The organism is Rhodococcus sp. 05-2255-3B1 (assembly GCF_002258545.1).
GTDB lineage: Bacteria > Actinomycetota > Actinomycetes > Mycobacteriales > Mycobacteriaceae > Rhodococcoides.
On sequence record NZ_NOZC01000003.1, the window covers coordinates 1 to 24,623 of the forward strand.

A 24,623-nucleotide genomic window follows, 5' to 3' on the forward strand; every position below is an offset into this window, starting at 1 on the left:
CGGCCGCAGGCTCGATGACGTACGGGGTGTAGCGGGTGTCGGTGGCCTGCTCGTAGTAACTCAGGTCCTGGCCCGACGCCTTGGAGTGCACCGAGAGGTCGTAGTCGGTGCGGTTCGCCACGCCCTCCAACTCGCCCCACGCACTGCCCTGGAAGCCGAACTTGTACTCGATGTCGACGGTGCGCTTGGAGTAGTGCGACAACTTTTCCTTGGCGTGCTCGTAGAGCCGCAGGTTCTCCGGATCGATACCGAGATCGGTGTACCACTTCATGCGGTAGTCGATCCAGTACTGATGCCACTCGTCGTCCTCGCCGGGCTTGACGAAGAATTCCATCTCCATCTGCTCGAACTCACGGGTGCGGAAGATGAAGTTTCCCGGAGTGATCTCGTTGCGGAAGCTCTTGCCGATCTGGCCGATGCCGAACGGTGGCTTCTTGCGTGAGGTGGTCAGCACGTTGGCGAAGTTGACGAAGATGCCCTGTGCGGTCTCGGGACGCAGGTAATGCAGGCCCTCTTCGTTGTCGACCGGGCCGAGGAAGGTCTTGAGCAGACCCGAGAATGCACGCGGTTCGGTCCAGGAGCCGGGTTCACCGGTTTCCGGGTCGCGGATGTCGGCCAGGCCGTTCTCCGGCGGGTGGCCGTGCTTCTCCTCGTAGGCCTCGATGAGGTGATCGGCGCGGTACCGCTTGTGCGTGTGCAACGACTCCACCAGCGGGTCGGAGAACGTCTCGACGTGGCCCGACGCCTCCCACACCTGCCGGGGCAGGATCACCGAGGAGTCCAGCCCGACGGTGTCGTCGCGGCTGGTGATCATGTTGCGCCACCACTGCTTCTTGATGTTCTCCTTGAGCTCGACGCCCAGCGGGCCGTAGTCCCAGGCCGACTTGGTACCGCCGTAGATCTCGCCGCACGGGTAGACGAGGCCTCTGCGCTTGGCGAGGTTGGCGACGGTTTCGACTTTGGACTTGGGTGCCACTGGCGGAGCTCTCCATCTTCGGTTACATCGTGTAAGAGGTGACGGGCGGTTTTCGCCCTGATCAGACTATCTGGCTCGGCGGTCTAAACCGAACAGCGGTCGGCTGCGGAAGTTGACATGCGCACCTGTGCATATCACAATGAATACGATTTGCAATAACAACTACTGCACTAACCTGGTGTCATGACGTCGCTCGTGCAGGGAGAGTCCGCCGACAACGAACCGGCGACCGAAGGAGCCGCAACCGTGTCCACGGATTCGACAGTGGAAGCAAGTTCGACCCACCGGCAGGACCCGGAGCACCCGTTGCACTCCGGCGATCCGTTCGCCGCCGCTCCCCCGGCTCACATCCCGCCGAAGGAGACTCTGACCGCGGCGGGCGACATCCTGCGGGCACTCGCGGCCCCGGTGCGCATCGCCATCGTGCTGCAGCTGCGTGAGTCCGAGCGGTGCGTACACGAACTCGTCGTCGCCCTCGGCGTCACGCAACCGTTGATCAGCCAGCACCTTCGAGTGCTCAAGGCAGCGGGTGTGGTGCGCGGAGAACGCAACGGACGCGAGGTCCTGTACCGATTGGTCGACGATCACCTCTCCCATATCGTCGTCGACGCCGTGGCCCACGCCGAGGAAGGCCGGAACCTGTGACCGACAAGTCCACCGACACCGCGACATCGCGACGACCCGTCGTCGTCGGAGTGCGGGCCACCAAGCAGCGCAGTGCCATCTCCGATCTGCTCGACACCATCGAGGAGTTCAAGTCCGCACAGGATCTGCACGACGAATTGCGCAAGCGCGGTGAGGGTATCGGGCTCACCACGGTGTATCGGACACTGCAGACCTTGGCCGACGCCGGGACGGTCGACGTTCTGCGCACCGACAACGGCGAGTCGGTCTACCGGCGCTGCTCCTCCGGACATCACCATCACCTGGTGTGTCGCTCGTGCGGTTTCACCGTAGAGGTGGAAGGCCCCACCGTCGAGAAGTGGTCGCAGAGCGTCGCCGAATCCAACGGCTTCAGCGACGTGAGCCACACGATCGAGATCTTCGGCACCTGCAGTCAGTGCACCGCAGCCCCCCAGTGATTCCGCTCAGGCGACGACCTCAGCGATGCGAGGTACCAACGCGTCGATGGCGAACGGAATCGACAGCACCGAGTTGTACGTGATCGCTCCACGCTGATCGGTGGACAACGGCACGATCGCATCGCGCCGAGCAGCATCGAGAGTTCCGAAGATCGGGTTCTCCGCCACCACGTCGATGTCGGCACCGGTACCGAGATAGAGCACCAGGTCCGCATCGAGCATCGAAATGTTCTCGGACGAGACCGGAACGAAGAAGTTGGTGCCGTCGTCCTGGGCGCGGATCGATTCCGGGACCTCGAAGCCCAGTGAGGTGACGAATGTGCCGCGGGCATCACCGGGCAGATATGCGCCGAACTGGCCGTCGTACGGAAGCACCACTGCTGCAGTCTTGCCCGCGAACTCCGGATGTTCGTTTCGAACCTGCTCGAGCGCGGCGTCGGTCTGCGCGTTCAACTGCTCACCGCGGTCGCGTTCACCCATCGCGCGAGCGATGGTGTCGGTGGCAACCTCACGATCGACGGCATAGGCAGCAGATCCTGCAGGTCGGGCGACCGTCGGCGCGATGCCGCTGAGCCTGTCGTACGTCGCCTCGTCGAAACCCGCGTTGAGTCCGGTGATGAGATCCGGCGCCAGCGAGGCGATCAGCTCGAAGTTAGGCTCGGACTCCGAGCCCAGCAGCGTCAACGGCGCGTCACCGACCAACTCGTCGGTCCAGGGACCGAGTCCGGTCTCGTAGAACGTGTACCCGGTGTTCCCGACGGGAACGGTGCCGAGCGCGATGACGGCATCGGCGTCGGACACCCCGAGGGTGACGATGCGCGTGGGCTTCTCGGCGATGGTCGTGCTGCCGTAGATGTGGTCGATGACAACCGGGAACGCACCGTCCGCCGACTGCGTCGCCGTGTCGACGTCGTCGGTGGTCGAACAGGCCGTCACGGCCGCACCGAGGGTGATCACCGCCACCACTACCGTGAGCATTCGGGTCCACCGCACAGTCATCGCATCCACCTCTACTAGAAACTAAGTACAGGCAAACCTTAGCTGACGAGTCAGGGAAGTAGGCCCTCACGCGCCTTCTCGACTCCGGCGAGCACCAGAATGAGCATCGTCAACATCGCCTCGTCGTCCAGACCGTTCGCGGGAAAGGTGTAGCGCAACAACACATCCGCGAGCTTGCCGTGGGTGTTGACCGAGATCGCGCCGAATTGCGAGTCCGCATTGCGGTCGGCAACTTTCTTGTGCAGAGCCGGCTTCAGCGGCCGGTCCCAAGCCAAGACCGCGGTGAGCGAGAGCACCTCGAGTTCGGGCGAGAGTCGAACGGCACGCAGCGAGCACAGAGCGCCCGCGTAGTCGAAACCGAGAGATCCCTCGTCGCCGAGTGTCACCGTCGCGAACTGCGAGAGCACCAACTGGGCGCGGGCCTGCAACGAAAGCCCCTCGTCCGGCGTCCCGTTCGCGTCCTCACTCATACTTGACTCCACCGAATCGTCGGTCCCGCGAGGCGTATTCGATACACGCCTCCCACAGATCCCGACGGTCGAAATCCGGGAAAAGCTTCTTCTGGAACACGAACTCCGCGTACGCCGACTGCCACAGCAGGAAGTTCGACGTCCGCTGCTCCCCCGACGGACGCAGGAACAGATCCACGTCCGGCATGTCCGCCTCGTCGAGGTACTTGGCGACGGTGGCCTCGGTGATCTTCTCCGGGTTCAGCTTGCCCGCGGCCACCTGTCGAGCGATTTCCCTTGTGGCATCGGCAATCTCGGCTCGGCCGCCGTAGTTGACGCACATCGTCAAGGTCATCACGGTGTTACGTTTCGTCAACTCCTCGGCAACCTCGAGTTCCTTGATGACACTGCCCCACAACCTCGGGCGACGGCCGGCCCAGCGAACCCGGACGCCCATCTCGTTCATCTCGTCGCGTCGACGACGAATGACGTCCCGGTTGAAGCCCATCAGGAACTTGACCTCGTCGGGACTGCGCTTCCAGTTCTCCGTCGAGAATGCGTACGCGGACAACCACTGCACACCGATCTCGATGCAGCCACAGACGGCGTCCATCAGTACCGCTTCGCCCTGCTCGTGCCCTGCGGTTCGCGGCAATCCACGATCCTGTGCCCACCGACCGTTGCCGTCCATGACCAGAGCAACGTGACGAGGAATCAGTTCCGGCTGCAGGATCGGTGGCCGCGCACCCGAGGGGTGCGGGTCCGGCGGGCGCACCGCCGGCCGTTCGTCAGGCCGGGGTTGCGGCTCGCGTCGTCGAATCACGGTCCCCATCCTGCCCGACGGTGTCGGCGAACACGGAGTCAGGTTGGGCCAGCGGCACCTGGTGCGGGTGCGAGCGTTCGATGAGCGGAAGGGTGCGCAACTGTCGTTCGAGATGCCACTGCAGATGAGCCGCCACCAGGCCACTGGCCTGCTTGCGGACGGCATCGGAGGTGGTGACGGTGTAGTCCCACTCGCCTCGCTCGAGCGCCACCATCAGGTCGAGTACCCCGGTCGACGGCGTCGCCGAGCCCGGCGGTCGGCAATGCACGCACACCGCACCACCGGCAGCGACGTGGAACGCACGGTGCGGCCCCACCGCGGCGCACCGCGCGCAATCGGTCAGTGCGGGTGCCCATCCGGCGAAGCCCATCGCGCGCAGCAGGTATGCGTCGAGCACCAACTCGGGCGGCCGCACGTGTTGGGCAAGAGCACGCAGTGCGCCCACGGTCAGCTGATGCAGGCGCTGCGCGGGAGCGTGTTCCTCACCGGCCAGACGCTCGGCAGTTTCGAGAACCGCACAGCCGGTGGTGTAGCGGCCGTAGTCGGCCACGATGTCTCCACCGAACGCGTCGACCGTGTGCACCTGGGTGACGATGTCGAGGTTGCGTCCCGGATAGAGCAGCACGTCGATGTGCGCAAACGGCTCCAGCCGTGCACCGAACTTGGATTTGGTGCGGCGAACCCCTTTGGCGACCGCCCGCACGATGCCGTTCTCCCTGGTCAACAGCGTGACAATGCGATCGGCCTCGCCCAGCTTGTGCTGGCGCAGGACGACTGCGTTGTCACGGTATGGCCTCACGTCGTCCAGTGTCCCACGCGCGCAGCGGCGGCGACCGTTCCCGCGCTGACGAGAAGTCGATACTGTGCAGGCGTGGATTTCCATCGGTCGACTCTCGTTGCCCAGGCCGCCGCTCTCGCGTCGGGTCGCATCACCTCGGTACAGGCGGTCACCGAATCGCTCGATCGGATCGACCAGAGCCAACCCACACTCAACGCGTTCCGCCTGGTGCGCCGCGACGCCGCCCTCGCCGAGGCCGCCGAAGCGGACCGGCTGCGCGCCGCCGGCACCACCGCTCCCCTGCTCGGCGTTCCCGTTGCCGTCAAGGACGACGTCGACGTCACCGGGGAGCCGACCGCCTTCGGCTGCGCGGGCAACTTTCCACCGGCCACCACGGATTCGGAGGTGGTGCGCAGACTGCGTGCGGCCGGGGCCGTCATCGTCGGAAAGACCAACAGCCCCGAACTCGGCCAATGGCCCTTCACCGGCGGCACCTTCGGGCACACCCGCAATCCATGGGACCGCGAGCGCACCCCCGGCGGCTCCTCGGGTGGGAGCTCTGCCGCAGTGGCTGCCGAATTGGTCTCTGCCGCTCTCGGTTCCGACGGTGCCGGCTCGGTGCGAATTCCGGCCTCCTGGACCAATCTCGTGGGGATCAAGCCGCAACGCGGACGCATCTCGTCGTGGCCGGAGCCCGAGGCGTTCAACGGCATCACCGTCATCGGCCCGCTCGCACGTACCGTGGCCGACGCGGCACTGCTCCTCGACGTGGTCTCGGGTAGTCACGACGGAGATCTCCATCGTCCGAAACCACTGACCGTCTCCGATGCCGTCGGACGCAACCCCGGCTCGCTGCGCATCGCGCTCAGCCTGCGTAAGCCCTTCATCCCGACGCCCGCACCCCTGGACCCCGAGATCGCGGCTGCCGCGTACGAGATGGCCGCGGTGCTGCGACTGCTCGGACATCGAGTGGTCGTCGACGACCCCGCCTACGGAATGCTGTTGGGGCTCAACTTCTTACCCCGCTCGCTGGCCGGTGTGGCGGCCTGGGTGGACCGTCTGCCGGATCCGTCTCTCGCCGACCCGAGGACCCGAGCCAATGCCAGGAGCGGCCGAGCTCTCGCCGGAGCGCCGCTCCGTGCAGCCCGCGCCGCCGAGCCGCGCATCGGGCGTCGTATCGGCCGATTCTTCGACGAGTACGACATCGTGCTCGCCCCGACGACGGCCACCCCACCGCCGCGGATCGAGGCCATCGACGGCATCTCCAATGCCGACACCGATCGGGTGATCACCGAGCACTGTCCCTACACCTGGCCGTGGAACGTGCTTGGCTGGCCGAGCGTCAACGTGCCGGCAGGGTTCACCACCGCCGGCCTTCCGATCGGTCTGCAACTGATGGGCCACGAATCCTCGGAGCCGCTACTGGTGTCGGTGGCCGCTCAGCTCGAGAACGTGTTGCAGTGGCACCGCAAGCGCCCCGATCCCTGGTGGACCAGGTGAGCGAAACTTCGTAGTCTGCTACGAATTGTCGTGCACGTGCGGCGAAGCCGCTCCGGTCAGAAGCCGAGCTTGCCCATCTGCTTCGGGTCGGTCTGCCAGTCCTTCGCGATTTTGACGTGCAGGTCCAGGTAGATTCTGGTGCCGAGTAGCTTCTCGATCTGCAGTCGCGACGCCGTGCCGACCTCTTTGAGTCGCGAACCACCCTTGCCGATGATGATCGCCTTCTGGCTCGATCGCTCCACGTACATGATGGCGTGCACGTCGAGCATGTTGTCGTGACCCTCGCGGGGGGTGACCTCGTCGATGACGACGGCCAGCGAGTGTGGCAGCTCGTCGCGGACGCCTTCGAGCGCGGCCTCACGGATGAGTTCGGCCATGAGGATTTCCTCGGGCTCGTCGGTCAACTCTCCGTCGGGGTAGAACGCCGGGCCCGGGGGGAGCTCGGAGGCCAACAGGTCGACCAGCTTCTCGATCTGTTCGCCCGATTCGGCCGACACCGGAATGACGTGCGAATTCTCACCGAGCATCTTCGACAGCGACATCAGCTGCTGTACGACGCGTTCCTTCTTGACCTTGTCGATCTTGGTCACGATGCCGATGAGCGTCGTCTTGGGCGCGATGTGCCGCACCTGTTCGAGAATCCACCGGTCGCCGGGCCCGATCTTCTCGTCCGCGGGGATGCAGAGTCCGATGACGTCGACCTCGGAGTAGGTGTCCTGCACCAGGTCGTTGAGGCGTTGACCCAGTAGCGTTCTCGGTCGGTGCAGGCCCGGGGTGTCGACCAGGATCAGCTGGGCGTGCTCTCGGTGCACGATGCCGCGGATGGTGTGCCGCGTCGTTTGGGGACGTGAGGACGTGATGGCGATCTTCGATCCCACCAACGCATTGGTCAGTGTGGATTTGCCGGTGTTGGGTCGACCTACGAAACAGACGAATCCGGATCGGAACTCACCGTTGTTCTGCTCTGACACAAGAGCACCTCCAGATTTCAGTGTTGGCGAGTGACGTCCGACGAGTCGTCGTCCTCGGTGGTTTCTTCGTCCGGTTCGAGCTTCTCGACCAGGACCGTGGCAATACGGACGCGCCCCTTCGGGTCGGCTCCACCTTCTCCGCGCAGCAGGAGTCCGTGGGTGATCACCTGCGAACCGGGCAACGGTACTCGGCCGAGTTCGTAGCCGAGGAGTCCACCGACGGTGTCGACTTCCTCGGATTCGATGTCGATACCGAAGATCTCGCCGAGGTCCTCGAGCGGCAACCGCGAGGACAGCCGATAACGTCCGTCGTCCAGTTCCTCGATGGGCGCAACCTCGTCCGAGTCGTATTCGTCGGCTATCTCGCCGACGATTTCCTCGATCACGTCCTCGATGGTCACCAGTCCGGCGATGCCTCCGTACTCGTCGACGAGCAGGGCCATGTGGTTGCGATCGCGCTGCATCTCGGCGAGCAGACTGTCGAGCGCCTTGGAGTCGGGAACGAAGACGGCCGGACGCATCACCTCGGACACCTGCACTCCGCGGCCACCGTCTGTGGAGTGATACGTCTGCTGCACAAGGTCTTTGAGGTAGACGACCCCCACCACGTCGTCCACGTTCTCGCCGATCACCGGGATGCGGGAGTGGCCGCTGCGCACGGCCAACGAAGTGGCCTGTCCTGCTGATTTGTCGGACTCGATCCACACCATCTCGGGGCGCGGAACCATGACCTCACGGGCGGAGGTGTCTCCGAGCTCGAACACCGACTGGATCATCCGCCGTTCGTCGTCGGCCACGACACCGCGCTCGCGGGCCATGTCCACCAGTTCACGCAGTTCGATCTCGGAAGCGAACGGGCCGTTGCGAAATCCCTTACCGGGGGTGATCGCGTTACCGATGAGAATGAGCAGGCGGCTGATCGGCCCGAGGAGCCACCCGAGTGCACGCAGCGGCAGTGCTGCCGCCAACGCGATCGAGTACGCGTTCTGCCGACCGAGGGTTCGCGGACCGACACCGATCACGACGTAACTGACCAACACCATCGCCACCGCGCTGATCACCAGTGCCGTGGTGGAGTCGATCAACTGCGTCAGGCCACCCGCGAGCAACACCGTGCCGCCGATTTCGCACAGAATGCGCAGCAGCACCATCAGGTTGACGTACCGCGGGCGGTCGCCGACCACCACGACGAGGCCGGCGGCACCGGGGCGCTCGTCCTTGACCATGTCGTCGATTCGCGCCCGCGACACCGTGTTCAGCGCGGAATCGACGGCAGCGAACAGGCCTCCGAGAGGCACCAGAAGGACAGCGAACACGATGAGCGCAGCAGCACTGCTCACGCGCTACGACCCCACACTTCCACCTGTTCGACGACGCAGCTCATCGATCGAGTCCATCGACGAAACCGGCCTTGCCGAGGAGCCGGGCATCGCGGGCGGCCTGTTCGGCAGCCTGTTCCGCTCGCCTTGCGTCCTCGTACCATTCGGCCAGCAGTCGGTTCTGCAGCTCGAACATTTCCTTCTCTTCGTCCGGCTCGGCGTGGTCGTAACCGAGCAGGTGCAACACACCGTGCACGGTCAGCAACGCCAACTCGTGCTCGAGCGAATGTCCCGCAGCTGCAGCCTGATCCGCGGCGAACGACGGGCACAGCACGATGTCGCCGAGCATCGCCGGTCCTGGCTCGGGCGCATCGGGACGACCGCCCGGCTCGAGCTCGTCCATCGGAAACGACATCACGTCGGTGGGGCCGGGCAGATCCATCCACCGCATGTGCAGATCGGCCATCGTGGCCGAATCCACCAGCACCATCGACAGTTCCGCGGCGGGATGCACGTCCATGCCGGCGATCGCGAACCGTGCGACCGAGACCAGCTCGGGTTCGGAGATGTCCATCCCCGACTCGTTGGACACTTCGATACTCATCTAGCCACTACCCACGCTCTCGTTGCCTGCATCTGTCGTTCCGTACGCCTGAATCATCTTCTCGCCGAACGCGGTCCACCGGTCCGCCGTTGCGCCCGATTGGGAATGACGCCTTCCGACGTCGACTCGAACCGCTCGTACGCGTCGACGATCTCCGAAACCAATCGGTGCCGCACCACGTCGCTGCTGGTCAGCTGCGCGAAGTGGATGTCGTCGACGTCGGTGAGGATCTCGGACGCCGCGCGCAGCCCGGATCGCGCGCCACCGGGAAGGTCCACCTGGGTCACGTCGCCGGTGACGACGATCTTCGACCCGAATCCGAGTCGCGTCAGGAACATCTTCATCTGCTCGGCGGTGGTGTTCTGTGCCTCGTCGAGAATGATGAATGCGTCGTTGAGCGTGCGGCCGCGCATGTAGGCGAGCGGGGCGACTTCGATGACCCCCGCCTGCATCAGCTTGGGGATCGCTTCGTCGTCCATCATGTCGTGCAACGCATCGTGCAGCGGGCGCAGGTACGGGTCGATCTTCTCGTGCAGCGTTCCGGGCAGGAAGCCGAGGCGCTCCCCCGCCTCCACTGCAGGACGCGTCAGGATGATGCGGCTGACCTGCTTGGTCTGCAATGCCTGCACGGCCTTCGCCATCGCCAGGTACGTTTTGCCGGTACCGGCCGGGCCGATGCCGAACACGATGGTGTTGGCGTCGATCGCATCGACGTACCGCTTCTGGTTCAGCGTCTTGGGCCGGATCGTCTTGCCGCGGCGCGAGAGGATGTCGAGGCTGAGCACCTCGGCCGGTGAATCCGACACGCCCTCGGTGAGCATGGCGATCGATCGGCGCACCGCATCGGGAGTCAGTGGCTGAGCACGCTTGGCCAGCGCGGCCAACTCGGAAATCACCCGTTCGGCCAGCGCCACATCCGCCACTTTTCCGGTGAGCGTCACGGCGTTTCCTCGTACGTGGATGTCTGCCGTCAGCATCTGTTCGAGCGCCCGCAGATTCTCGTCGGACTGTCCCAGCAGTGGCATCACCGCTTCGGGGGCGAGTTCCAAGGTGGACCGAACGTCACGCTCGGCGGGAAATTCGCTGTGTTCACTCACGTGGTGGCTATGGCCTGCTCTCTGGTGTCGGCTGCTCGGATGTGCACTTGCTATGGATGGAGTTTAACGCCGCAGCAACGATGCGCATTCCCATTAACCGGCGGTGGCACCGAGCACGGCGTCGAGCGAGAGCGCCCAACACCGCGAATCGGGGTTCAGGAAAGCGAAGTGGTCTTCCCCAGGCACGATCGTCAGTCGGGCGTCGTCTCCGGCGGCTCGCGCCAGCGCGACGTACCGCTCGCTCTGCGCGGCGGGCACCTGGACGTCCTCGGCCCCGTGCAGGCAGATCGTCGGGATACCGATGGGTGCACGGGCAGCAGGCGAGGCGGATCGGTACAGCGCGGGGTCGTCCTGGTACCGGGCCTGCAACAGCGCCTCGACCGCCGGGTTGGTGCGTCCCGACGCACCTCGCGGTTCGAGATCGAGAACGCCGGCCTGCGAGACGATGCGTGACGGGCGGACCTTCGTGCCGGTCTCTCCGCCGAGCCACACGGCCAGGTGCCCGCCTGCGGAGTGCCCGATCACGCGCACGTCGTCGATCCCGACCGGGGCGTGGTGCTGCAGTTCCCCCGCGACCACGTCGAGTGCTGCGGTCACGTCGGACTGCATCTCCGGCCAGTGTCCGCCTGCGCCGACGCGTCGGTACTCGATGTTCCACGCCACCGCTCCGGCTCCGGCCACGGCGCGGGCGAACTGGGTACCCAGATTGGATCCGTACTGTCCGCTCCAGAACCCGCCGTGCACCACCACGACCACCGGGGTCGTGTCGTCGACGGGTTCGGCCGGCAGATAGAGATGGCCGAACTGCTCCGGGTGATCGCCGTAGGCGATCTTGATCCGTGCGCTCATGCGTTCTGGAAGTCGGGCGGCAACTGTGCCCACCGCGAGGTCAGAACCCCGAGCGCGCCGAGGGCCACCGCTCCTGCCGTCGAGGTCCGCAGCACCGTAGGGCCGAGCACGACCGGGGTTGCACCCGCCTCGGTCAGGGCGGCCACCTCTCGGTCGTCGAGGCCACCCTCGGGTCCCACGACGATCGCGACCTCGGGCACCGAGTCGAACGGCAGGTCTCGGAACGCCGAGGTGGCCGCCTCGTGCAGCACCGCCACGATTCCACCGCGCTCCACGACGCCGCGCACGAAAGCGTCGACCTCACGCGAATCGTGCAGCTCGGAGACCTCGGGGATGAATGCCCGACGCGACTGCTTGGCGGCTTCCGCCGCGGTACTCCGCCACTTCGCGACGCCCTTGGATGCCTTCGGGCCCTCCCACCGGGCGACGCATCGCGCGGACTGCCAGGGAACCACGGCGTCGACGCCTGCCTCGGTGGCCAGCTCGACGGCCAGTTCCGATCGGTCCGCCTTCGGCAATGCCTGCACCAGCGTCACCACCGGAGTGGGACGCGGCATCTCGCTACGTGCTTGGACTGTCAGCTCCAGTCGGTTCTTCTCCGCTGCGGCCACGACCGTGTCGGCCAGACCGCCCGCTCCGTCACCGAGCAGCACCCGCTCGCCGACGCGGATGCGTCGCACCGTCGCGGCGTGATGACCTTCTTTGCCGTCGAGCACCGCGACCTCGCCGACATTCGGCAGCGGGGAGAGGTAGAAGACCGTGGGGGCCATCGATCAGCGACCGCTGAAAGCTTCCCGCAACCGCGAGAACAGGCCACCGCTGTGCGCCGAGCCGGTGGTGACCACCTCCGCCGAGTCGCGGTCACGCATCGACCTGAGCTGTTCGAGCAGATGGGTCTGCTTGCTGTCGAGCTTGGTCGGCACGATCACCTCGAGGTGCGCGTGCAGATCGCCGCGAATGCCCGACCGCAGCTTGGGCATACCGTGACCGCGTAGCACCGTGGTCGAATTCGGTTGTGTGCCTTGCTCGATCGAGATCTCGGTGGGTCCGTCGATGATCGCGTCGACGGTGACCGAGGTGCCGAGTGCCGCGTCGACCATCGGGACGCGAACGGTGCAGTGTAGGTCGTCACCGTCGCGCACGAACACCTCGTGCTGCTGTTCGACGATCTCCACGTACAGGTCACCCGCGGGTCCGCCGCCCGGACCGACCTCGCCCTGCGAGGCCAGTCGGATCCGCATACCGTTGCTCACGCCGACCGGCACCTTGACCGAGATGTCGCGACGCGACCGGACGCGACCGTCGCCGCCGCACTTGCGGCAGGGGTCGGGGATGGTCTCGCCGGCGCCGCGGCAGGTGGGGCACGGACGGCTGGTCATCACCTGGCCGAGGAACGAGCGCTGTACCGACTGCACTTCACCGGCACCTCCGCAGGTCTCGCAGCGGACCGGCTTGGAGTCGCCGTTGGTGCCCGAGCCCGTGCACAGGTCGCACAGGATCGCCGTGTCAACGGTGATGTGCTTGGTCACGCCGGTGGCGCACTCGTCGAGAGTGAGCTTGGTACGCAGCAGCGAGTCCGCGCCCGGCTGCACACGGCCCTTGGGCCCGCGCTGGGAGCCGCCCGCGCCGCCACCGAAGAACGCTTCGAACACGTCCCCGAGGCCGCCGCCGAATCCGGCTCCACCGAATCCACCGCCGCCGCCTCCGCCGCCCTGCTGGAGCGGGTCGCCGCCGAGGTCGACGATGCGACGCTTCTCCGGATCCGAGAGCACCTCGTATGCGGTGGAGATGTCCTTGAACCGTGCCTGCGCGGCCTCGTCCGGGTTGACGTCCGGGTGCAGTTCTCGCGCCAGTTTGCGGTAGGCGCGCTTGATCTCCTGGTCCGTCGCCTGCTGGCCGACGCCCAAAGTCCCGTAATAATCCCGTGCCACGTCGTCTCTTTCGTCCTAGAAGATGAATCTCGTTCGATAGTGCTGTGTGCGGCCGCCCGCGCCCCCGCGGCCGTCGTTCGATCGGTTCTCGCTCGTCGTCAGCGTTCGGCCAGGACCTCGCCGATGTACCTGGCAACCGCGGCGACCGACGCGATTGTTCCTGGGTAGTCCATTCGGGTCGGCCCGAGAACACCCATTCCTCCGAGGACCATGCCAGCCGACCCGTACCCGGTGGAAATCACCGACGTTCCGCGCATCTCCTCGACCTGCGTTTCCTCGCCGATCCGCACCGTGACCGTTCGGGTGTCCTGTGTCACGGCGAGCAGCTTGAGCACCACCACTTGCTCTTCCAGTGCCTCGAGTACCGCTCTGAGCGACCCGGGAAACCCCGCGTCGCCCGCGAAGTCCGCGGCGTTGCGCGTCAGGTTCGCCGTGCCGCCGAGTACCAGGCGTTCCTCGGGGTGCTCGACGAGTGATTCCACCAGCACCGTTGCCGATCGAATCATCGCGTCGCGCAGCGCGGGCGGGGCGTTCTCGGCGAGTTCGGCCACCGCAGCCGACGCCGCCGCCAGCCGCTTGCCTTCCAGCGCACCACCGAGGAGACGCCGCAGCTGAGCCAAGTTCTCGTCGTCGATCACGTCACCGAGTTCGACGATGCGCTGATCGACTCGACCGGAGTCGGTGATGAGCACCAGCAGCAGCCGGGCCGGGGTGAGCGCCACCACTTCCAGGTGGCGCACCGAGGACGCCGACAGCGTGGGGTACTGCACCACGGCCACCTGGCGGGTCAACTGGGCCAGTAATCGAACGCCGCGTCGCAACACGTCGTCCAGGTCGACGCCGTTCTCGAGAAACTCCAGGATGGCGCGACGTTCGGCAGCAGACAGTGGCTTGACGTCGGCTATCCGGTCGACGAACTGCCGATAGCCCTTGTCGGTCGGCACCCGACCGGAGCTGGTGTGCGGCTGGGCGATGTAGCCCTCGGCCTCGAGCACAGCCATGTCGTTGCGCACCGTTGCACTGGACACTCCCAGGTTGTGGCGCTCGACCAGCGCACGCGAACCGACGGGTTCCTGGGTGGACACGTAGTCCGCCACGATCGCTCGTAGAACCTCGAACCGCCTGTCGTCGGTGCTCGACATCGGTGCCCACCTCCGTTCTCGTTTCCAATCGTCGCTCGAGTCTAGTAGCCGGCGAACACATGCTCGTGCAAGGCCTTACTGTGGTCCGAGTGGAAACGTTCTTTCGATTCGGTCCAGCGGCTCGAGGCTCGCGATGATCTTCAAGGGTGTTCGTGACGGAAAGCCGTACCCCGAGCACGGCCTGTCCATCCGCGACTGGTCGAGAATCCCGCCGCGCCAGCTCCGCCTGGACGAGATCGTCACCACCACCAAGGTGCTCGAGCTGGACAGATTGCTGTCCGAGGACTCCACCTTCTACGGTGATCTGTTTCCCCACGCGGTGCAGTTCCGCGGCGTCATCTATCTCGAGGACGGCTTGCACCGCGCTGTGCGTGCCGCACTGAGAAATCGAACTGTGTTGCACGCCAGGGTGTTCGACTACGACGCCCTCGGAGCCTGAGCCAGGTTTTTCAGGCGGCTGCGATGGTGCGCACCACCGCGTCGGCCAGCAATCTGCCCCGGTCGGTCAGCACGAGATGGTCACCCCGGGCCACCATCAACCCGTCCGCGACGGTCTGCTCGGCAGCGACGCGCTCTGCCGGCCCCAGCAGAGTTCTCGGCACTCCCGAGCGGAGCCGCACGGTCAACATCAGCTCCTCGAGGTGTCGATCCTCGGCGCTGAGCAGTTCGCTGCCCAGCACCGGTAGGTGACCTGCGGCGAGGCGATCGGAGTATGCGGCCGGGTGCTTGACGTTCCAGAACCGGGTGCCGCCGATGTGACTGTGTGCACCGGGTCCCGCGCCCCACCAGTCGCCGCCGTCCCAGTAGCCGATGTTGTGGCGGCACTGCGCTGCGGCGTCGGTGGCCCAGTTCGACACCTCGTACCAGGACAGGCCTGCGGCGCTCAACTCCGTGTCGATGCGCTCGTATCGGCTCGCCAGTACGTCGTCGTCGGGGGCAGGCAGCTCACCTCGACGAACCTTGCGGGCCATGGCGGTGCCGTCCTCGACGATCAGCGCGTAGGCCGAGACGTGGTCGACACCGGCGTCGAGAACCGCGGCGAGAGACTGGTCCAGGTCACTGTCACGCTCGCCCGGGGTGCCGTAGATGAGGTCGAGATTGACGTGCTCGAATCCCGCCGCACGTGCTTCCTTGGCTGCGGCGACCGCGCGACCGGGCGTGTGCGTGCGATCGAGCACGGCGAGCACGTGTGGCGCAGCGGACTGCATTCCGAGCGAGATACGAGTGAAGCCCGCATCACGGAGCCGGTCGAAGAATCGAGGCGACGTCGATTCGGGGTTGGATTCCGTGGTCACCTCGCCGCCGTCGGTCAGGCCGAAGCTGGACCGCACCGCCCCCAGGACGTCGGCCAACCCGTCGCCCCCGAGCAATGACGGCGTGCCACCGCCGACGAAGACGGTGTCTGCCGTCGGAACGCGGTCCGTACCGGCCTGGATCAGCCCGGCAGCGATGTCCAACTCACGTCGCAGGCCCTCCAACCAGGACTGCGGTGACGCCGACGTTCCCAGTTCACCGGCCGTGTAGGTGTTGAAGTCGCAGTACCCACATCGAGTGGCGCAGAACGGGACGTGCACGTAGATCCCGAATGCGCGGTCCCCCACCCCGTCGAATGCCTCGGTCGGCAGCTCGAAGGTGGACGGGACGGGTAGGACGGTATTCACGCCCTCCAGTGTCCCAGAGTCCAGGCCCACCCGATCCCACTCGCCCTGCCAGCCTATTTACCCCGAAATCGGGGTAAATAGCTGCCGCCGTCGTCCGTCGCCGCGATGACGTGGCACAATGGCACCCGTGACCGACTCAGGAATTCGACTCGTGGCGCGCCGCCACGTCGATCTCGGCCGTGTCTGCAGCGCGTCGTGTCGACACACGACCGGCTGCTGACCAGCCCTCCTTCGAGCACGTCCATTCGATCCACCGGTTTCCCGCTGTCGTCGAAAGCGCAGATGTCCGCGGTTTCGTCCCGGTTACCGGCCAGCACAAAGATGCAGGAGCAATGCATGTCGTCGACCAGCGACGCGACCACCGACGCTGTCCCCGCCACACCACGGGAGCGCACGCCGCGGCCGACCAAGCGTCGGGCCGAGGGCCAGTGGGCACTGGGTTACCGGGAGCCACTGAACGCCAACGAGCAGTCCAAGAAGGACGACAACCCGCTCAACGTGCGCGCCCGCATCGAGAACATCTACTCCAAGCAGGGTTTCGACAGCATCGACAAGGGCGATCTTCGCGGCCGCTTCCGGTGGTGGGGCCTCTACACCCAGCGCGAACAGGGCTACGACGGCACGTTCACCGGTGACGACAACATCGATCTGCTCGAGGCCAAGTACTTCATGATGCGCATTCGCTGCGACGCGGGCGCGCTGAATCTCGAGCAGCTTCGCACACTGGCGCAGATCTCCCAGGACTTCGGCCGCGACACCGCCGACCTCTCCGATCGGGAGAACGTGCAGTTCCACTGGATCCAGGTGGAGAACGTCCCCGAGATCTGGCGTCGAATCGAAGCGGTCGGCCTGAAGACCACCGAAGCGTGCGGCGACTGCCCCCGTGTCGTTCTCGGCTCCCCGCTCGCAGGCGAGGCCGTCGACGAGATCCTCGACCCCACCTCCGCCATCGACGAGATCGTCGAGCGCTACATCGGCAAGCCCGAGTACTCCAATCTGCCGCGCAAGTTCAAGACGGCGATCTCCGGCCTGCAGGACGTGGTGCACGAGATCAACGACTGCGCCTTCGTCGGCGTGGTGCATCCCGAGCACGGACCGGGTCTGGACCTGTGGGTCGGCGGCGGACTGTCCACCAACCCCATGCTCGCGCAGCGCGTCGGCGTCTGGGTCCCGCTCGAGGACGTTCCCGATGTGTGGGAGGGCGTCGTCTCGATCTTCCGCGACTACGGATACCGCCGGCTTCGCACCAAGGCGCGCCTGAAGTTCCTCATCAAGGACTGGGGCATCGAGAAGTTCCGCCAGGTCCTCGAAGACGAGTACCTGCACCGCAAGCTCATCGACGGCCCGGCTCCCGAGAAGCCCGCTCGGCCCCGCGACCACGTCGGCATCCAGAAGCTCAAGAACGGCCTCAACGCCGTCGGCGTGGCACCCATCGCGGGCCGTGTCTCGGGCACTGTCCTCGCCGCCGTCGCCGATGCCGCCGAGAAGGCCGGATCGGATCGCGTGCGATTCACGCCGTACCAGAAGCTGATCGTGCTCGACGTTCCCGACGAGACGCTCGAACAGCTGATCTCCGATCTCGATGCGCTGGGCCTTCCTGCCCGGCCGTCGCACTGGCGCAAGAACCTGATGGCCTGCAGCGGCATCGAGTTCTGCAAGCTCTCGTTCGCCGAAACCCGCAAGCGTTCACAGGTTCTGGTGCCGGAGCTCGAAGAGCGCCTGTCCGACATCAACAGTCGACTCGACGTTCCGATCACGATCAACATCAACGGCTGCCCCAACTCGTGCGCGCGGTCGCAGATCGCGGACATCGGCTTCAAGGGGCAGTTGGTCGACGACGGAGCCGGGAATCAGATCGAGGGTTTCCAGGTTCATCTCGGAGGCAGCCTCGGTCTGGACAGTGCGTTCGGCCGAAAGTTGCGCCAGCACAAGGTGAACAGCTCCGAGCTGGGAGATTACATCGACAGAGTGGTGCGCAATTTCGACAAGCACCGCGAGGACGGCGAACGGTTCGCTCAGTGGGCCGTGCGAGCAGACGAGGCGGATTTGCGATGAGTACCAGGCTGAATTTGACGGTGGAGGAACTGAAGGACATCGCCGAGCGCGGTGCCCGCGAACTCGACGGGGCGAGCCCACTGGAGCTGCTGCAGTGGACCGAGGACACCTTCGGTAATGACTTCATCGTTGCCTCCAACATGCAGGACGGGGTTCTCGTTCACCTCGCCGCACAGGTTCACCCGGGTGTGGACGTGCTGTTCCTCGACACCGGCTACCACTTCGCCGAGACCATCGGAACGCGCGACGCCGTCGAGGCCGTCTACGGCGTCAATGTCGTCAATGCCCGCGCCGAGAAGACTGTCGCCGAACAGGATTCGATCGAGGGCAAGGACCTGTTCGCCCGCGAGCCCAACCGGTGCTGCGCGATGCGCAAGGTCGCACCCTTGAAGAAGGAACTGGCGAACTACAGCGCCTGGGTCACCGGTATCCGGCGAGTGGAGGCCCCTACCCGTGCCAACGCTCCGCTGATCTCGTTCGACGACGCTTTCGGCCTGGTCAAGATCAACCCGATCGCACCGTGGTCGGACGAGCAGATGCAGGCCTACATCGACGAGCATTCGATTCTGGTCAATCCCCTCGTCGACGAGGGCTATCCGTCCATCGGGTGCGCACCGTGCACCGTCAAACCTGCCCCCGGAGCCGACCCGCGCAGCGGTCGTTGGGCCGGCAAGGCCAAGACCGAATGTGGGTTGCACGCCTCATGACACTCGACCTCACCTCGGCAACCGTCGGTCGAACCCATCTCGATGCAGATCGGTTCGACACCCTCGACGCACTCGAATCCGAGGCCATCCACATCTTCCGCGAGGTGGCGGGCGAGTTCGAGCGCCCCGTCATCCTGTTCTCCGGCGGCAAGGACTCGACCGTTCTGCTGCACCTGGCGATCAAGGCGTTCTGGCCCGCTCCCCTGCCGTTCGCGCTGCTCCACGTCGACACCGGCCACAACCTGCAGGAGGTGCTGGACTTCCGCGATCACGTGGTCGCCAAGTACAACCTGCGCCTGCACGTGGCCAGCGTCGAGCAGTACCTCGCCGACGGACGTCTCACCGAGCGTCCCGACGGCATCCGCAACCCGCTGCAGACCGTGCCTCTTCTCGACGCGATCTCCGAGAACCGGTTCGATGCCGTGTTCGGTGGTGCTCGACGCGACGAGGAACGCGCCCGCGCCAAGGAACGAATCTTCTCGCTGCGCAACGCATTCGGCCAATGGGAGCCCAAGAAGCAGCGCCCCGAACTGTGGAACCTGTACAACGGCAAGCACTCTCCCGGCGAGCAGGTGCGTGTGTTCCCGCTCAGCAACTTCACCGAACTCGATATCTGGCGCTACATCGCCCGTGACGATGTGGAGTTGGCCAGCATCTACTACGCCCACCAGCGCCCGGTGTATCAGCGCGACGGCATGTGGATGACGCCCGGCGTCTGGGGCGGACCGGCCGAGGGCGAAGAGCTGCAGACCCTGTCGGTGCGCTACCGCACCGTCGGCGACGGATCCACCACCGGTGCCGTGCTGTCCGAGGCCGCCGACAACCAGGCAATCCTCGCCGAAGTAGCGGCGTCACGACTGACCGAACGCGGAGCCACCCGCGGAGACGACCGCGTCTCCGAGGCTGCCATGGAAGATCGCAAACGAGAAGGATACTTCTGATGAGCAGCACAGGAACGCAACTTCTTCGCCTCGCCACCGCAGGTAGCGTCGACGACGGTAAGTCGACCCTCGTCGGACGGCTGTTGTACGACACCAAATCCGTTCTGGCAGACCAGATCGATGCCGTAACACGGGCCTCGGTGGACAAGGGACTGGCGACACCGGATCTGTCGCTGCTCGTCGACGGCCTACGCGCCGAGCGCGAACAGGGCATCACCATCGACGTCGCCTACCGCTACTTCGCGACGCCGCACCGCTCCTTCGTGCTCGCCGATACCCCCGGCCACGTGCAGTACACCCGCAACACCGTCTCCGGCGCGTCGACGGCTCAGCTGGTCATCCTTCTGGTCGATGCCCGAAAGGGTGTCATCACCCAGACTCGTAGGCACGCAGCGGTTCTCGCCCTGCTCGGCGTTCCGCGCCTGGTGCTCGCGGTCAACAAGATCGATCTGGTCGAGGACCCAGCAACCGTGTTCGCCGAGATCTCGGCCGAGTTCAACTCGCTGACCTCCTCGCTCGGGTGGTCCAGCGAGGACGTCATCGAGATCCCGGTGTCCGCACTGCACGGCGACAACGTCGCGGTGAAGTCCGACAAGACCCCGTACTACGACGGTCCGACCCTCATCGAGCACCTCGAGTCGGTTCCGGTCGATGCCGAACCGCACCGGGTCGGTCTTCGTTTCCCCGTGCAATACGTGATCCGGCCCCGCACCGCGGAATTCCCGGATTATCGCGGATACGCAGGGCAGGTCGCAGCGGGCTCCGTCGACGTCGGCGACGAGGTCGTCATCCTGCCCTCCGGCACCCGAACCACAGTCGAGCGCATCGACACCGCCGACGGCGAGTTGCGTACCGCTCATGCCGGACGCAGCGTCACCCTCGTCCTGGCCGACGACGTCGACGTCTCCCGCGGCGACACCATCGCCTCACCGCAGGATGCGCCCGAGCCGATCGGCGACTTCGAGGCCACTGTGTGCTGGCTCGCCGAGAAGCCGCTTCGCCCGGGTGCTCGTCTGTTGCTCAAGCACGGCACTCGCACCACCCAGGCCATCGTCGGAACACTGGTCGAACGGTTCGACGAGCAGGAGCTCATCGCTCACGAAGGACCGGAGTCGTTGGAGCTCAACGAGATCGGCCGCATCTCCGTGCGCGTCGCCGAGCCGATCGTGGCGGACGACTACGCCGTCAACAGGCACACGGGCAGCTTCCTGCTGATCGATCCGGCCGGTGGCAACACGTTGGCTGCCGGACTCGTGGGTAACGCTCTGGCTGCCGTCGAGCTGGGGTCGGCAGTTCCGGCGTGAGCGCACTGATCGCGGTTGCCCACGGCAGCCGTGACCCGCGCTCGAGCGCAGCGGTCCACCGCGCCGTCGACGTCCTGCGTCGGCGGCGACCGGACCTGGACGTGCGTGTCGCGTTTCTCGATCTTTCCGAGCCCCGCGTCGATCAAGTGGTCGACGACCTGGCCGCTGCCGGTCACAGCCGCATCGTCGCCGTTCCGATGTTGCTGGGCAAGGCTTTCCACGCGAAAGTCGATCTGCCCGAGCTGTTGGACTCAGCGAGGACGCGACACCCTCTCGTGTCGATCAGGCAGGCCGACGTTCTGGGAGACGACCGACTCCTCATCGAGGCGGTCCGTGATCGGATCGCCGATACCGGCGTCGAAGTCTCCGATTCGACGGTCGGCATCGCTCTGGCAGCCGTCGGCTCCTCGGTGGCACCGGCGAATCAACGCACCCGTGTGATCGCACAGAAGCTGCTCGCCGGAACGCACTGGGCCGGAGCCGTGACCTGCTTCGCCACGTCGGTCTCCCCGTCCCCCACCGACGCGATCGCACAGCTGCGCGCACTGGGAGCCGACCGCATCGTCGTGGCACCCTGGTTCCTGGCCCCGGGACTGCTCACCGACCGGATCGAAGCGTCGGTGGCAGGCCTACCGAACGTGGTGCACGCCGAGGTCATCGGCGCGCACCCGGCCGTGGCCGAACTGGCGTCGCGCCGCTACGACTCCACCGTCGCACGCGAGTCGGTGGCGTCGGCGATCGTGGGCACGCGGGTGGCTCGTACGTAGACGGTCTCGCCCTCGCGCAGGCCGAGAGCCTCGCTGTCTCCGCGAGTGATCTGGGCCGCGAACAGTTCACCGGTTGCCGCGTTCTTCAATTCGACCTTCACCTCGAAGCCGAGGTGCACCACCCGCTCGACGACGGCACGCGTCACACCGGCCGATTCGGCCGTCCCGCTCGCCTGAGCCTGCGCCAACGACGGGTCGCGTCCGACGCGAATGTCGTGCGGCCGCACCAGAAGTCCGTTCAGTCTGGCCACCTGACCGAGGAACGACATCACGAAGTTGTTGGCCGGGCGATCGTAGAGATCCTCCGGAGTGCCGACCTGTTCGATTCTGCCCTTGTTGAGCACCGCGATCCGATCGGCGACGTCGAGCGCCTCCTCCTGATCATGGGTCACCAGCACGGTGGTGACGTGGACCTCGTCGTGCAGCCGACGCAGCCACGTCCGCAGATCGGCACGCACCTTCGCGTCGAGCGCGCCGAAGGGCTCGTCGAGCAGCAGCACCTGCGGGTCGACGGCGAGAGCGCGAGCCAGTGCCATGCGCTGGCGTTGTCCACCGGACAGCTGCGCCGGGTAGCGGGTCTGGAAACCGGCCAGCCCGACGATCTCGAGCAACTCGTCGACCTTCTTGGCGATCTCGGCCTTGGGCCGCTTGCGAATCTGAAGGCCGAACGCGACGTTGTCACGCACCGTCAGGTGTTTGAACGCCGCGTAGTGCTGGAAGACGAATCCGATCTCGCGGCGCTGCGGACTCACCCACGTCACATCCTGGCCTGCGAGCACCACTCGACCGGAGTCGAGCTGCTCGAGTCCGGCGATGGAGCGAAGCAGAGTGGACTTGCCCGAACCACTGGGTCCGAGCAGCGCCGTCAGCGATCCCTTGGGAATGTCGATGCTGACGTTGTCGAGCGCGGCGAAATCGCCGTAGTGCTTGTTGCCGCCAACGACGGAGATCTCGATCTCGGGGGATGCCTCGGTCATTGTTTCGTCCTCTTCTTGTCGAGGGCAGTCATCAACAGCAGCACGATGACGGCGATCGCCATGAGCAGTGTGGACGCGGCGTACGCGCCCTGTTGGTTGAAGTCCTCGTATCGTGAATTGACCAGCAGCGTCAGTGTTTGAGAGATGCCGGGCAGGTTGGTCGAGACCATGATGACGGCACCGAACTCGCCGAGCGAACGCGCGACGGTGAGTACGACACCGTAGGTCAGGCCCCACCGGATCGCCGGAAGAGTGATGCGCCAGAACGTCTGCCACGACGACGCACCCAGCGTCGAGGCGGCCTCTTCCTGCTCCTCACCGATCTCGTAGAGCACGGGTTCGACCTCGCGCACGACGAACGGAAGCGTGACGAAGATCGTCGCGATGACCATGCCGGGAAGTGCGAAGATGACCTTGAAGCCGAGGCTCTCGACGCCACCGAACCATCCGTTGGCTCCCCACAACAGGATCAGCGCAACGCCCGTGATGATCGGCGACACCGCGAACGGAAGATCGACGACGGCTTCGAGTACGCCCTTGCCGCGGAACCGTCCTCGCACGAGCGCCAATGCAGTGATCACGCCGAACACGATGTTGATCGGAACCACTATCGCGACGATGAGCAGAGACAACTGCAGGGCGGATTGAGCTGCAGGCGTGGTGATCTGCTCGAAGAACGTCACCACGCCGTTCTCGAAGGTGCGATAGAGAATTGCCCCGAGGGGGAACAGCACCAGAACGGCGAGGTAGAGCAGAGCCACGGTGCGCAGCGTCAACTTGATCGGCAGGCCGATTTTCACGAGATCTGCTCCTCACGTCGGGCCAGGCGATTGCCCACCACGCGAAGTACGAACAACACTGCGAACGCGATCGCCAACAGCACCACCGAGATCGCGGCGGCATCGGTGGGCCGGTCGTATTCGATGAGTTCGCGGATGTACTGCGACGCCACCTGCGTGTCGTTCGGGATGTTGCCTCCGATGAGCACCACCGATCCGAATTCGCCGATCGCTCGGGCGAACGCGAGACCTCCTCCCGACAGCACGGCGGGCAACAGCACCGGCAGCACGATGCGTCGGAAGATGGTCCAGTTGTTCGCACCCAGTGAGGCGGCCGCCTCCTCGACGTCCTTGTCCAGCTCGATCAGCACCGGTTGCACCGCACGCACCACGAACGGCAACGTCACGAACAGCAGCGCGACGATCACCGCGGGCTTGGTTGCGTTGAACACCAATCCGATCGGACTCGCCGGTCCGTAGAGAGACAGCAACACCAGGCTGGCCACGATGGTCGGCAGCGCGAACGGCAGATCGATCAGGGCGTTGACGAATCGCTTACCCGGGAATTCGTCCCGCACCAGGACCCACGCGATGAGGGTTCCCAGGAACAGATTGATCACCGCCGCTGCGACGGACACCAGGAGGGTGACCTTGAACGTGGCCAGTGCACGCGGCACGGTGACCGCATCCCAGAAGCCGGCCAGACCGCCGTCGAACGACTGAACCGTCAATGCTGCCAACGGAAGCAGCACGATCACGCTGAGCCACAACACGGCGACTCCGAGGCCGAACGGACCGACCGATCCCGGGCCACGGAATTTCCGACCTTCCCGCCCAGCACGAAATCGAGGTGTCGTGCTGGGCGGGGCACCCGATTCCGACGGCGCTCGGTCACTGTTCGATACGGACATC

General features: G+C 65.6%; 26 protein-coding genes. 9 read left to right on the forward strand and 17 right to left on the reverse strand.

All coding sequences use genetic code 11. The features are described 5' to 3' along the window. A partial coding sequence (locus tag CH249_RS00560; protein WP_094698878.1) for a glycine--tRNA ligase occupies positions 1 to 976 on the reverse strand: 976 nt, incomplete at its 3' end. Positions 977 to 1,159: 183 nt separating this feature from the next. Between CH249_RS00560 and CH249_RS00565 the strand changes: the two genes are divergently transcribed. Then, complete coding sequence (locus CH249_RS00565; RefSeq protein WP_306436624.1) at positions 1,160 to 1,621, forward strand: metalloregulator ArsR/SmtB family transcription factor; 462 nt, start codon at positions 1,160 to 1,162, stop codon at positions 1,619 to 1,621. After that, complete coding sequence (locus CH249_RS00570; protein WP_094631107.1) at positions 1,618 to 2,058, forward strand: Fur family transcriptional regulator; 441 nt, start codon at positions 1,618 to 1,620, stop codon at positions 2,056 to 2,058. Before CH249_RS00565 ends, CH249_RS00570 begins: the two co-directional genes overlap by 4 nt. Positions 2,059 to 2,064: 6 nt before the next feature. Here the strand turns inward: CH249_RS00570 and CH249_RS00575 are convergent, their stop codons facing one another. The 4 genes from CH249_RS00575 to recO are packed head-to-tail and all read right to left on the reverse strand — an operon-like array spanning position 2,065 to position 5,128. Continuing rightward, a complete protein-coding gene (locus tag CH249_RS00575; protein WP_082073669.1) occupies positions 2,065 to 3,057 on the reverse strand; it encodes an iron-siderophore ABC transporter substrate-binding protein in 993 nt (330 codons plus the stop codon). Between the two features lie 50 nt (positions 3,058 to 3,107). After that, positions 3,108 to 3,527: a hypothetical protein gene (locus CH249_RS00580; protein WP_094682545.1), complete on the reverse strand. Its 420-nt coding sequence runs from the start codon at positions 3,525 to 3,527 to the stop codon at positions 3,108 to 3,110. Beyond that, complete coding sequence (locus CH249_RS00585; protein ID WP_045194677.1) at positions 3,520 to 4,338, reverse strand: isoprenyl transferase; 819 nt, start codon at positions 4,336 to 4,338, stop codon at positions 3,520 to 3,522. The genes CH249_RS00580 and CH249_RS00585 overlap by 8 nt, the downstream gene beginning before the upstream one ends. Beyond that, a complete protein-coding gene (recO, locus tag CH249_RS00590) occupies positions 4,295 to 5,128 on the reverse strand; it encodes a DNA repair protein RecO (protein WP_008715506.1) in 834 nt (277 codons plus the stop codon). The genes CH249_RS00585 and recO overlap by 44 nt, the downstream gene beginning before the upstream one ends. 72 nt (positions 5,129 to 5,200) lie before the next feature. Here recO and CH249_RS00595 point away from each other — a divergent pair, with 72 nt between their 5' ends. After that, positions 5,201 to 6,607: an amidase gene (locus CH249_RS00595; RefSeq protein ID WP_094647796.1), complete on the forward strand. Its 1,407-nt coding sequence runs from the start codon at positions 5,201 to 5,203 to the stop codon at positions 6,605 to 6,607. Between the two features lie 56 nt (positions 6,608 to 6,663). Here the strand turns inward: CH249_RS00595 and era are convergent, their stop codons facing one another. From era to hrcA, 8 genes are all read right to left on the reverse strand, one after another. Continuing rightward, entirely contained in the window at positions 6,664 to 7,578 is a 915-nt protein-coding gene (era, locus tag CH249_RS00600; RefSeq protein WP_094647579.1) for a GTPase Era, read from the reverse strand. A 17-nt stretch (positions 7,579 to 7,595) separates the two neighbouring features. Next, positions 7,596 to 8,918: a hemolysin family protein gene (locus tag CH249_RS00605; RefSeq protein ID WP_032394542.1), complete on the reverse strand. Its 1,323-nt coding sequence runs from the start codon at positions 8,916 to 8,918 to the stop codon at positions 7,596 to 7,598. A 40-nt stretch (positions 8,919 to 8,958) separates the two neighbouring features. Next, the gene (gene ybeY, locus CH249_RS00610) at positions 8,959 to 9,501 is read right to left on the reverse strand and encodes an rRNA maturation RNase YbeY (protein WP_032394543.1); all 543 of its coding nucleotides are present in this window, start codon (positions 9,499 to 9,501) and stop codon (positions 8,959 to 8,961) included. A gap of 53 nt (positions 9,502 to 9,554) precedes the next feature. After that, positions 9,555 to 10,598: a PhoH family protein gene (locus CH249_RS00615; protein WP_032394544.1), complete on the reverse strand. Its 1,044-nt coding sequence runs from the start codon at positions 10,596 to 10,598 to the stop codon at positions 9,555 to 9,557. A gap of 93 nt (positions 10,599 to 10,691) precedes the next feature. Then, on the reverse strand, positions 10,692 to 11,447 hold the full coding sequence (locus CH249_RS00620) for a S9 family peptidase (RefSeq protein WP_032394545.1): 756 nt from the start codon (positions 11,445 to 11,447) through the stop codon (positions 10,692 to 10,694). Beyond that, positions 11,444 to 12,217 carry a 16S rRNA (uracil(1498)-N(3))-methyltransferase gene (locus CH249_RS00625; RefSeq protein ID WP_094682546.1) on the reverse strand — a complete coding sequence of 258 codons (774 nt, stop codon included), beginning with the start codon at positions 12,215 to 12,217 and terminating at the stop codon, positions 11,444 to 11,446. The genes CH249_RS00620 and CH249_RS00625 overlap by 4 nt, the downstream gene beginning before the upstream one ends. A 3-nt stretch (positions 12,218 to 12,220) precedes the next feature. After that, the gene (dnaJ, locus tag CH249_RS00630; RefSeq protein WP_032394547.1) at positions 12,221 to 13,378 is read right to left on the reverse strand and encodes a molecular chaperone DnaJ; all 1,158 of its coding nucleotides are present in this window, start codon (positions 13,376 to 13,378) and stop codon (positions 12,221 to 12,223) included. A gap of 98 nt (positions 13,379 to 13,476) precedes the next feature. Next, positions 13,477 to 14,520, reverse strand: a complete 1,044-nt coding sequence (gene hrcA / locus CH249_RS00635) for a heat-inducible transcriptional repressor HrcA (protein WP_027497502.1) — start codon at positions 14,518 to 14,520, stop codon at positions 13,477 to 13,479. Between the two features lie 133 nt (positions 14,521 to 14,653). Here hrcA and CH249_RS00640 point away from each other — a divergent pair, with 133 nt between their 5' ends. Further along, positions 14,654 to 14,959 (forward strand): type II toxin-antitoxin system VapB family antitoxin, encoded by a 306-nt coding sequence (locus CH249_RS00640; RefSeq protein ID WP_008715485.1) that lies wholly within the window; start codon positions 14,654 to 14,656, stop codon positions 14,957 to 14,959. Positions 14,960 to 14,969: 10 nt separating this feature from the next. Here the strand turns inward: CH249_RS00640 and hemW are convergent, their stop codons facing one another. Further along, positions 14,970 to 16,181, reverse strand: a complete 1,212-nt coding sequence (gene hemW / locus CH249_RS00645) for a radical SAM family heme chaperone HemW (RefSeq protein WP_094682547.1) — start codon at positions 16,179 to 16,181, stop codon at positions 14,970 to 14,972. Between the two features lie 336 nt (positions 16,182 to 16,517). Here hemW and CH249_RS00650 point away from each other — a divergent pair, with 336 nt between their 5' ends. From CH249_RS00650 to CH249_RS00670, 5 genes are read left to right on the forward strand one after another with little or no spacing between them, the layout of a single operon-like run. Beyond that, positions 16,518 to 18,236: a nitrite/sulfite reductase gene (locus tag CH249_RS00650; RefSeq protein WP_094682704.1), complete on the forward strand. Its 1,719-nt coding sequence runs from the start codon at positions 16,518 to 16,520 to the stop codon at positions 18,234 to 18,236. After that, complete coding sequence (locus CH249_RS00655) at positions 18,233 to 18,943, forward strand: phosphoadenylyl-sulfate reductase (RefSeq protein ID WP_032394757.1); 711 nt, start codon at positions 18,233 to 18,235, stop codon at positions 18,941 to 18,943. Before CH249_RS00650 ends, CH249_RS00655 begins: the two co-directional genes overlap by 4 nt. Next, positions 18,940 to 19,884: a sulfate adenylyltransferase subunit CysD gene (gene cysD, locus CH249_RS00660; RefSeq protein WP_094682548.1), complete on the forward strand. Its 945-nt coding sequence runs from the start codon at positions 18,940 to 18,942 to the stop codon at positions 19,882 to 19,884. The genes CH249_RS00655 and cysD overlap by 4 nt, the downstream gene beginning before the upstream one ends. Next, complete coding sequence (locus CH249_RS00665) at positions 19,884 to 21,188, forward strand: sulfate adenylyltransferase subunit 1 (RefSeq protein ID WP_045194662.1); 1,305 nt, start codon at positions 19,884 to 19,886, stop codon at positions 21,186 to 21,188. Before cysD ends, CH249_RS00665 begins: the two co-directional genes overlap by 1 nt. Next, the gene (locus tag CH249_RS00670; protein ID WP_094682549.1) at positions 21,185 to 21,955 is read left to right on the forward strand and encodes a sirohydrochlorin chelatase; all 771 of its coding nucleotides are present in this window, start codon (positions 21,185 to 21,187) and stop codon (positions 21,953 to 21,955) included. Before CH249_RS00665 ends, CH249_RS00670 begins: the two co-directional genes overlap by 4 nt. On the opposite strand, the gene CH249_RS00675 is transcribed toward CH249_RS00670, so the two are convergent. From CH249_RS00675 to cysT, 3 genes are read right to left on the reverse strand one after another with little or no spacing between them, the layout of a single operon-like run. After that, entirely contained in the window at positions 21,886 to 22,932 is a 1,047-nt protein-coding gene (locus tag CH249_RS00675) for a sulfate/molybdate ABC transporter ATP-binding protein (RefSeq protein ID WP_094647570.1), read from the reverse strand. The genes CH249_RS00670 and CH249_RS00675 overlap by 70 nt on opposite strands. Next, positions 22,929 to 23,732, reverse strand: coding sequence for a sulfate ABC transporter permease subunit CysW (cysW, locus tag CH249_RS00680; protein ID WP_032394553.1), 804 nt, complete (start codon positions 23,730 to 23,732; stop codon positions 22,929 to 22,931). Before cysW ends, CH249_RS00675 begins: the two co-directional genes overlap by 4 nt. Further along, the gene (gene cysT / locus CH249_RS00685) at positions 23,729 to 24,622 is read right to left on the reverse strand and encodes a sulfate ABC transporter permease subunit CysT (protein WP_256987982.1); all 894 of its coding nucleotides are present in this window, start codon (positions 24,620 to 24,622) and stop codon (positions 23,729 to 23,731) included. Before cysT ends, cysW begins: the two co-directional genes overlap by 4 nt. Between the last annotated feature and the right edge of the window lies 1 nt (position 24,623).

Bases quoted from the DNA above. Each gene is read 5' to 3' on its own strand.
- CH249_RS00565 (WP_306436624.1), top strand. From the start codon at position 1,160: ATGACGTCGCTCGTGCAGGGAGAGTCCGCCGACAACGAACCGGCGACC.
- CH249_RS00575 (WP_082073669.1), bottom strand. From the start codon at position 3,057: ATGACTGTGCGGTGGACCCGAATGCTCACGGTAGTGGTGGCGGTGATC.
- CH249_RS00580 (WP_094682545.1), bottom strand. From the start codon at position 3,527: ATGAGTGAGGACGCGAACGGGACGCCGGACGAGGGGCTTTCGTTGCAG.
- CH249_RS00585 (WP_045194677.1), bottom strand. From the start codon at position 4,338: ATGGGGACCGTGATTCGACGACGCGAGCCGCAACCCCGGCCTGACGAA.
- ybeY (WP_032394543.1), bottom strand. From the start codon at position 9,501: ATGAGTATCGAAGTGTCCAACGAGTCGGGGATGGACATCTCCGAACCC.
- CH249_RS00620 (WP_032394545.1), bottom strand. From the start codon at position 11,447: ATGAGCGCACGGATCAAGATCGCCTACGGCGATCACCCGGAGCAGTTC.
- CH249_RS00625 (WP_094682546.1), bottom strand. From the start codon at position 12,217: ATGGCCCCCACGGTCTTCTACCTCTCCCCGCTGCCGAATGTCGGCGAG.
- hrcA (WP_027497502.1), bottom strand. From the start codon at position 14,520: ATGTCGAGCACCGACGACAGGCGGTTCGAGGTTCTACGAGCGATCGTG.
- CH249_RS00640 (WP_008715485.1), top strand. From the start codon at position 14,654: ATGATCTTCAAGGGTGTTCGTGACGGAAAGCCGTACCCCGAGCACGGC.
- CH249_RS00650 (WP_094682704.1), top strand. From the start codon at position 16,518: ATGTCGTCGACCAGCGACGCGACCACCGACGCTGTCCCCGCCACACCA.
- CH249_RS00655 (WP_032394757.1), top strand. From the start codon at position 18,233: ATGAGTACCAGGCTGAATTTGACGGTGGAGGAACTGAAGGACATCGCC.
- cysD (WP_094682548.1), top strand. From the start codon at position 18,940: ATGACACTCGACCTCACCTCGGCAACCGTCGGTCGAACCCATCTCGAT.
- CH249_RS00665 (WP_045194662.1), top strand. From the start codon at position 19,884: ATGAGCAGCACAGGAACGCAACTTCTTCGCCTCGCCACCGCAGGTAGC.
- CH249_RS00675 (WP_094647570.1), bottom strand. From the start codon at position 22,932: ATGACCGAGGCATCCCCCGAGATCGAGATCTCCGTCGTTGGCGGCAAC.
- cysT (WP_256987982.1), bottom strand. From the start codon at position 24,622: ATGTCCGTATCGAACAGTGACCGAGCGCCGTCGGAATCGGGTGCCCCG.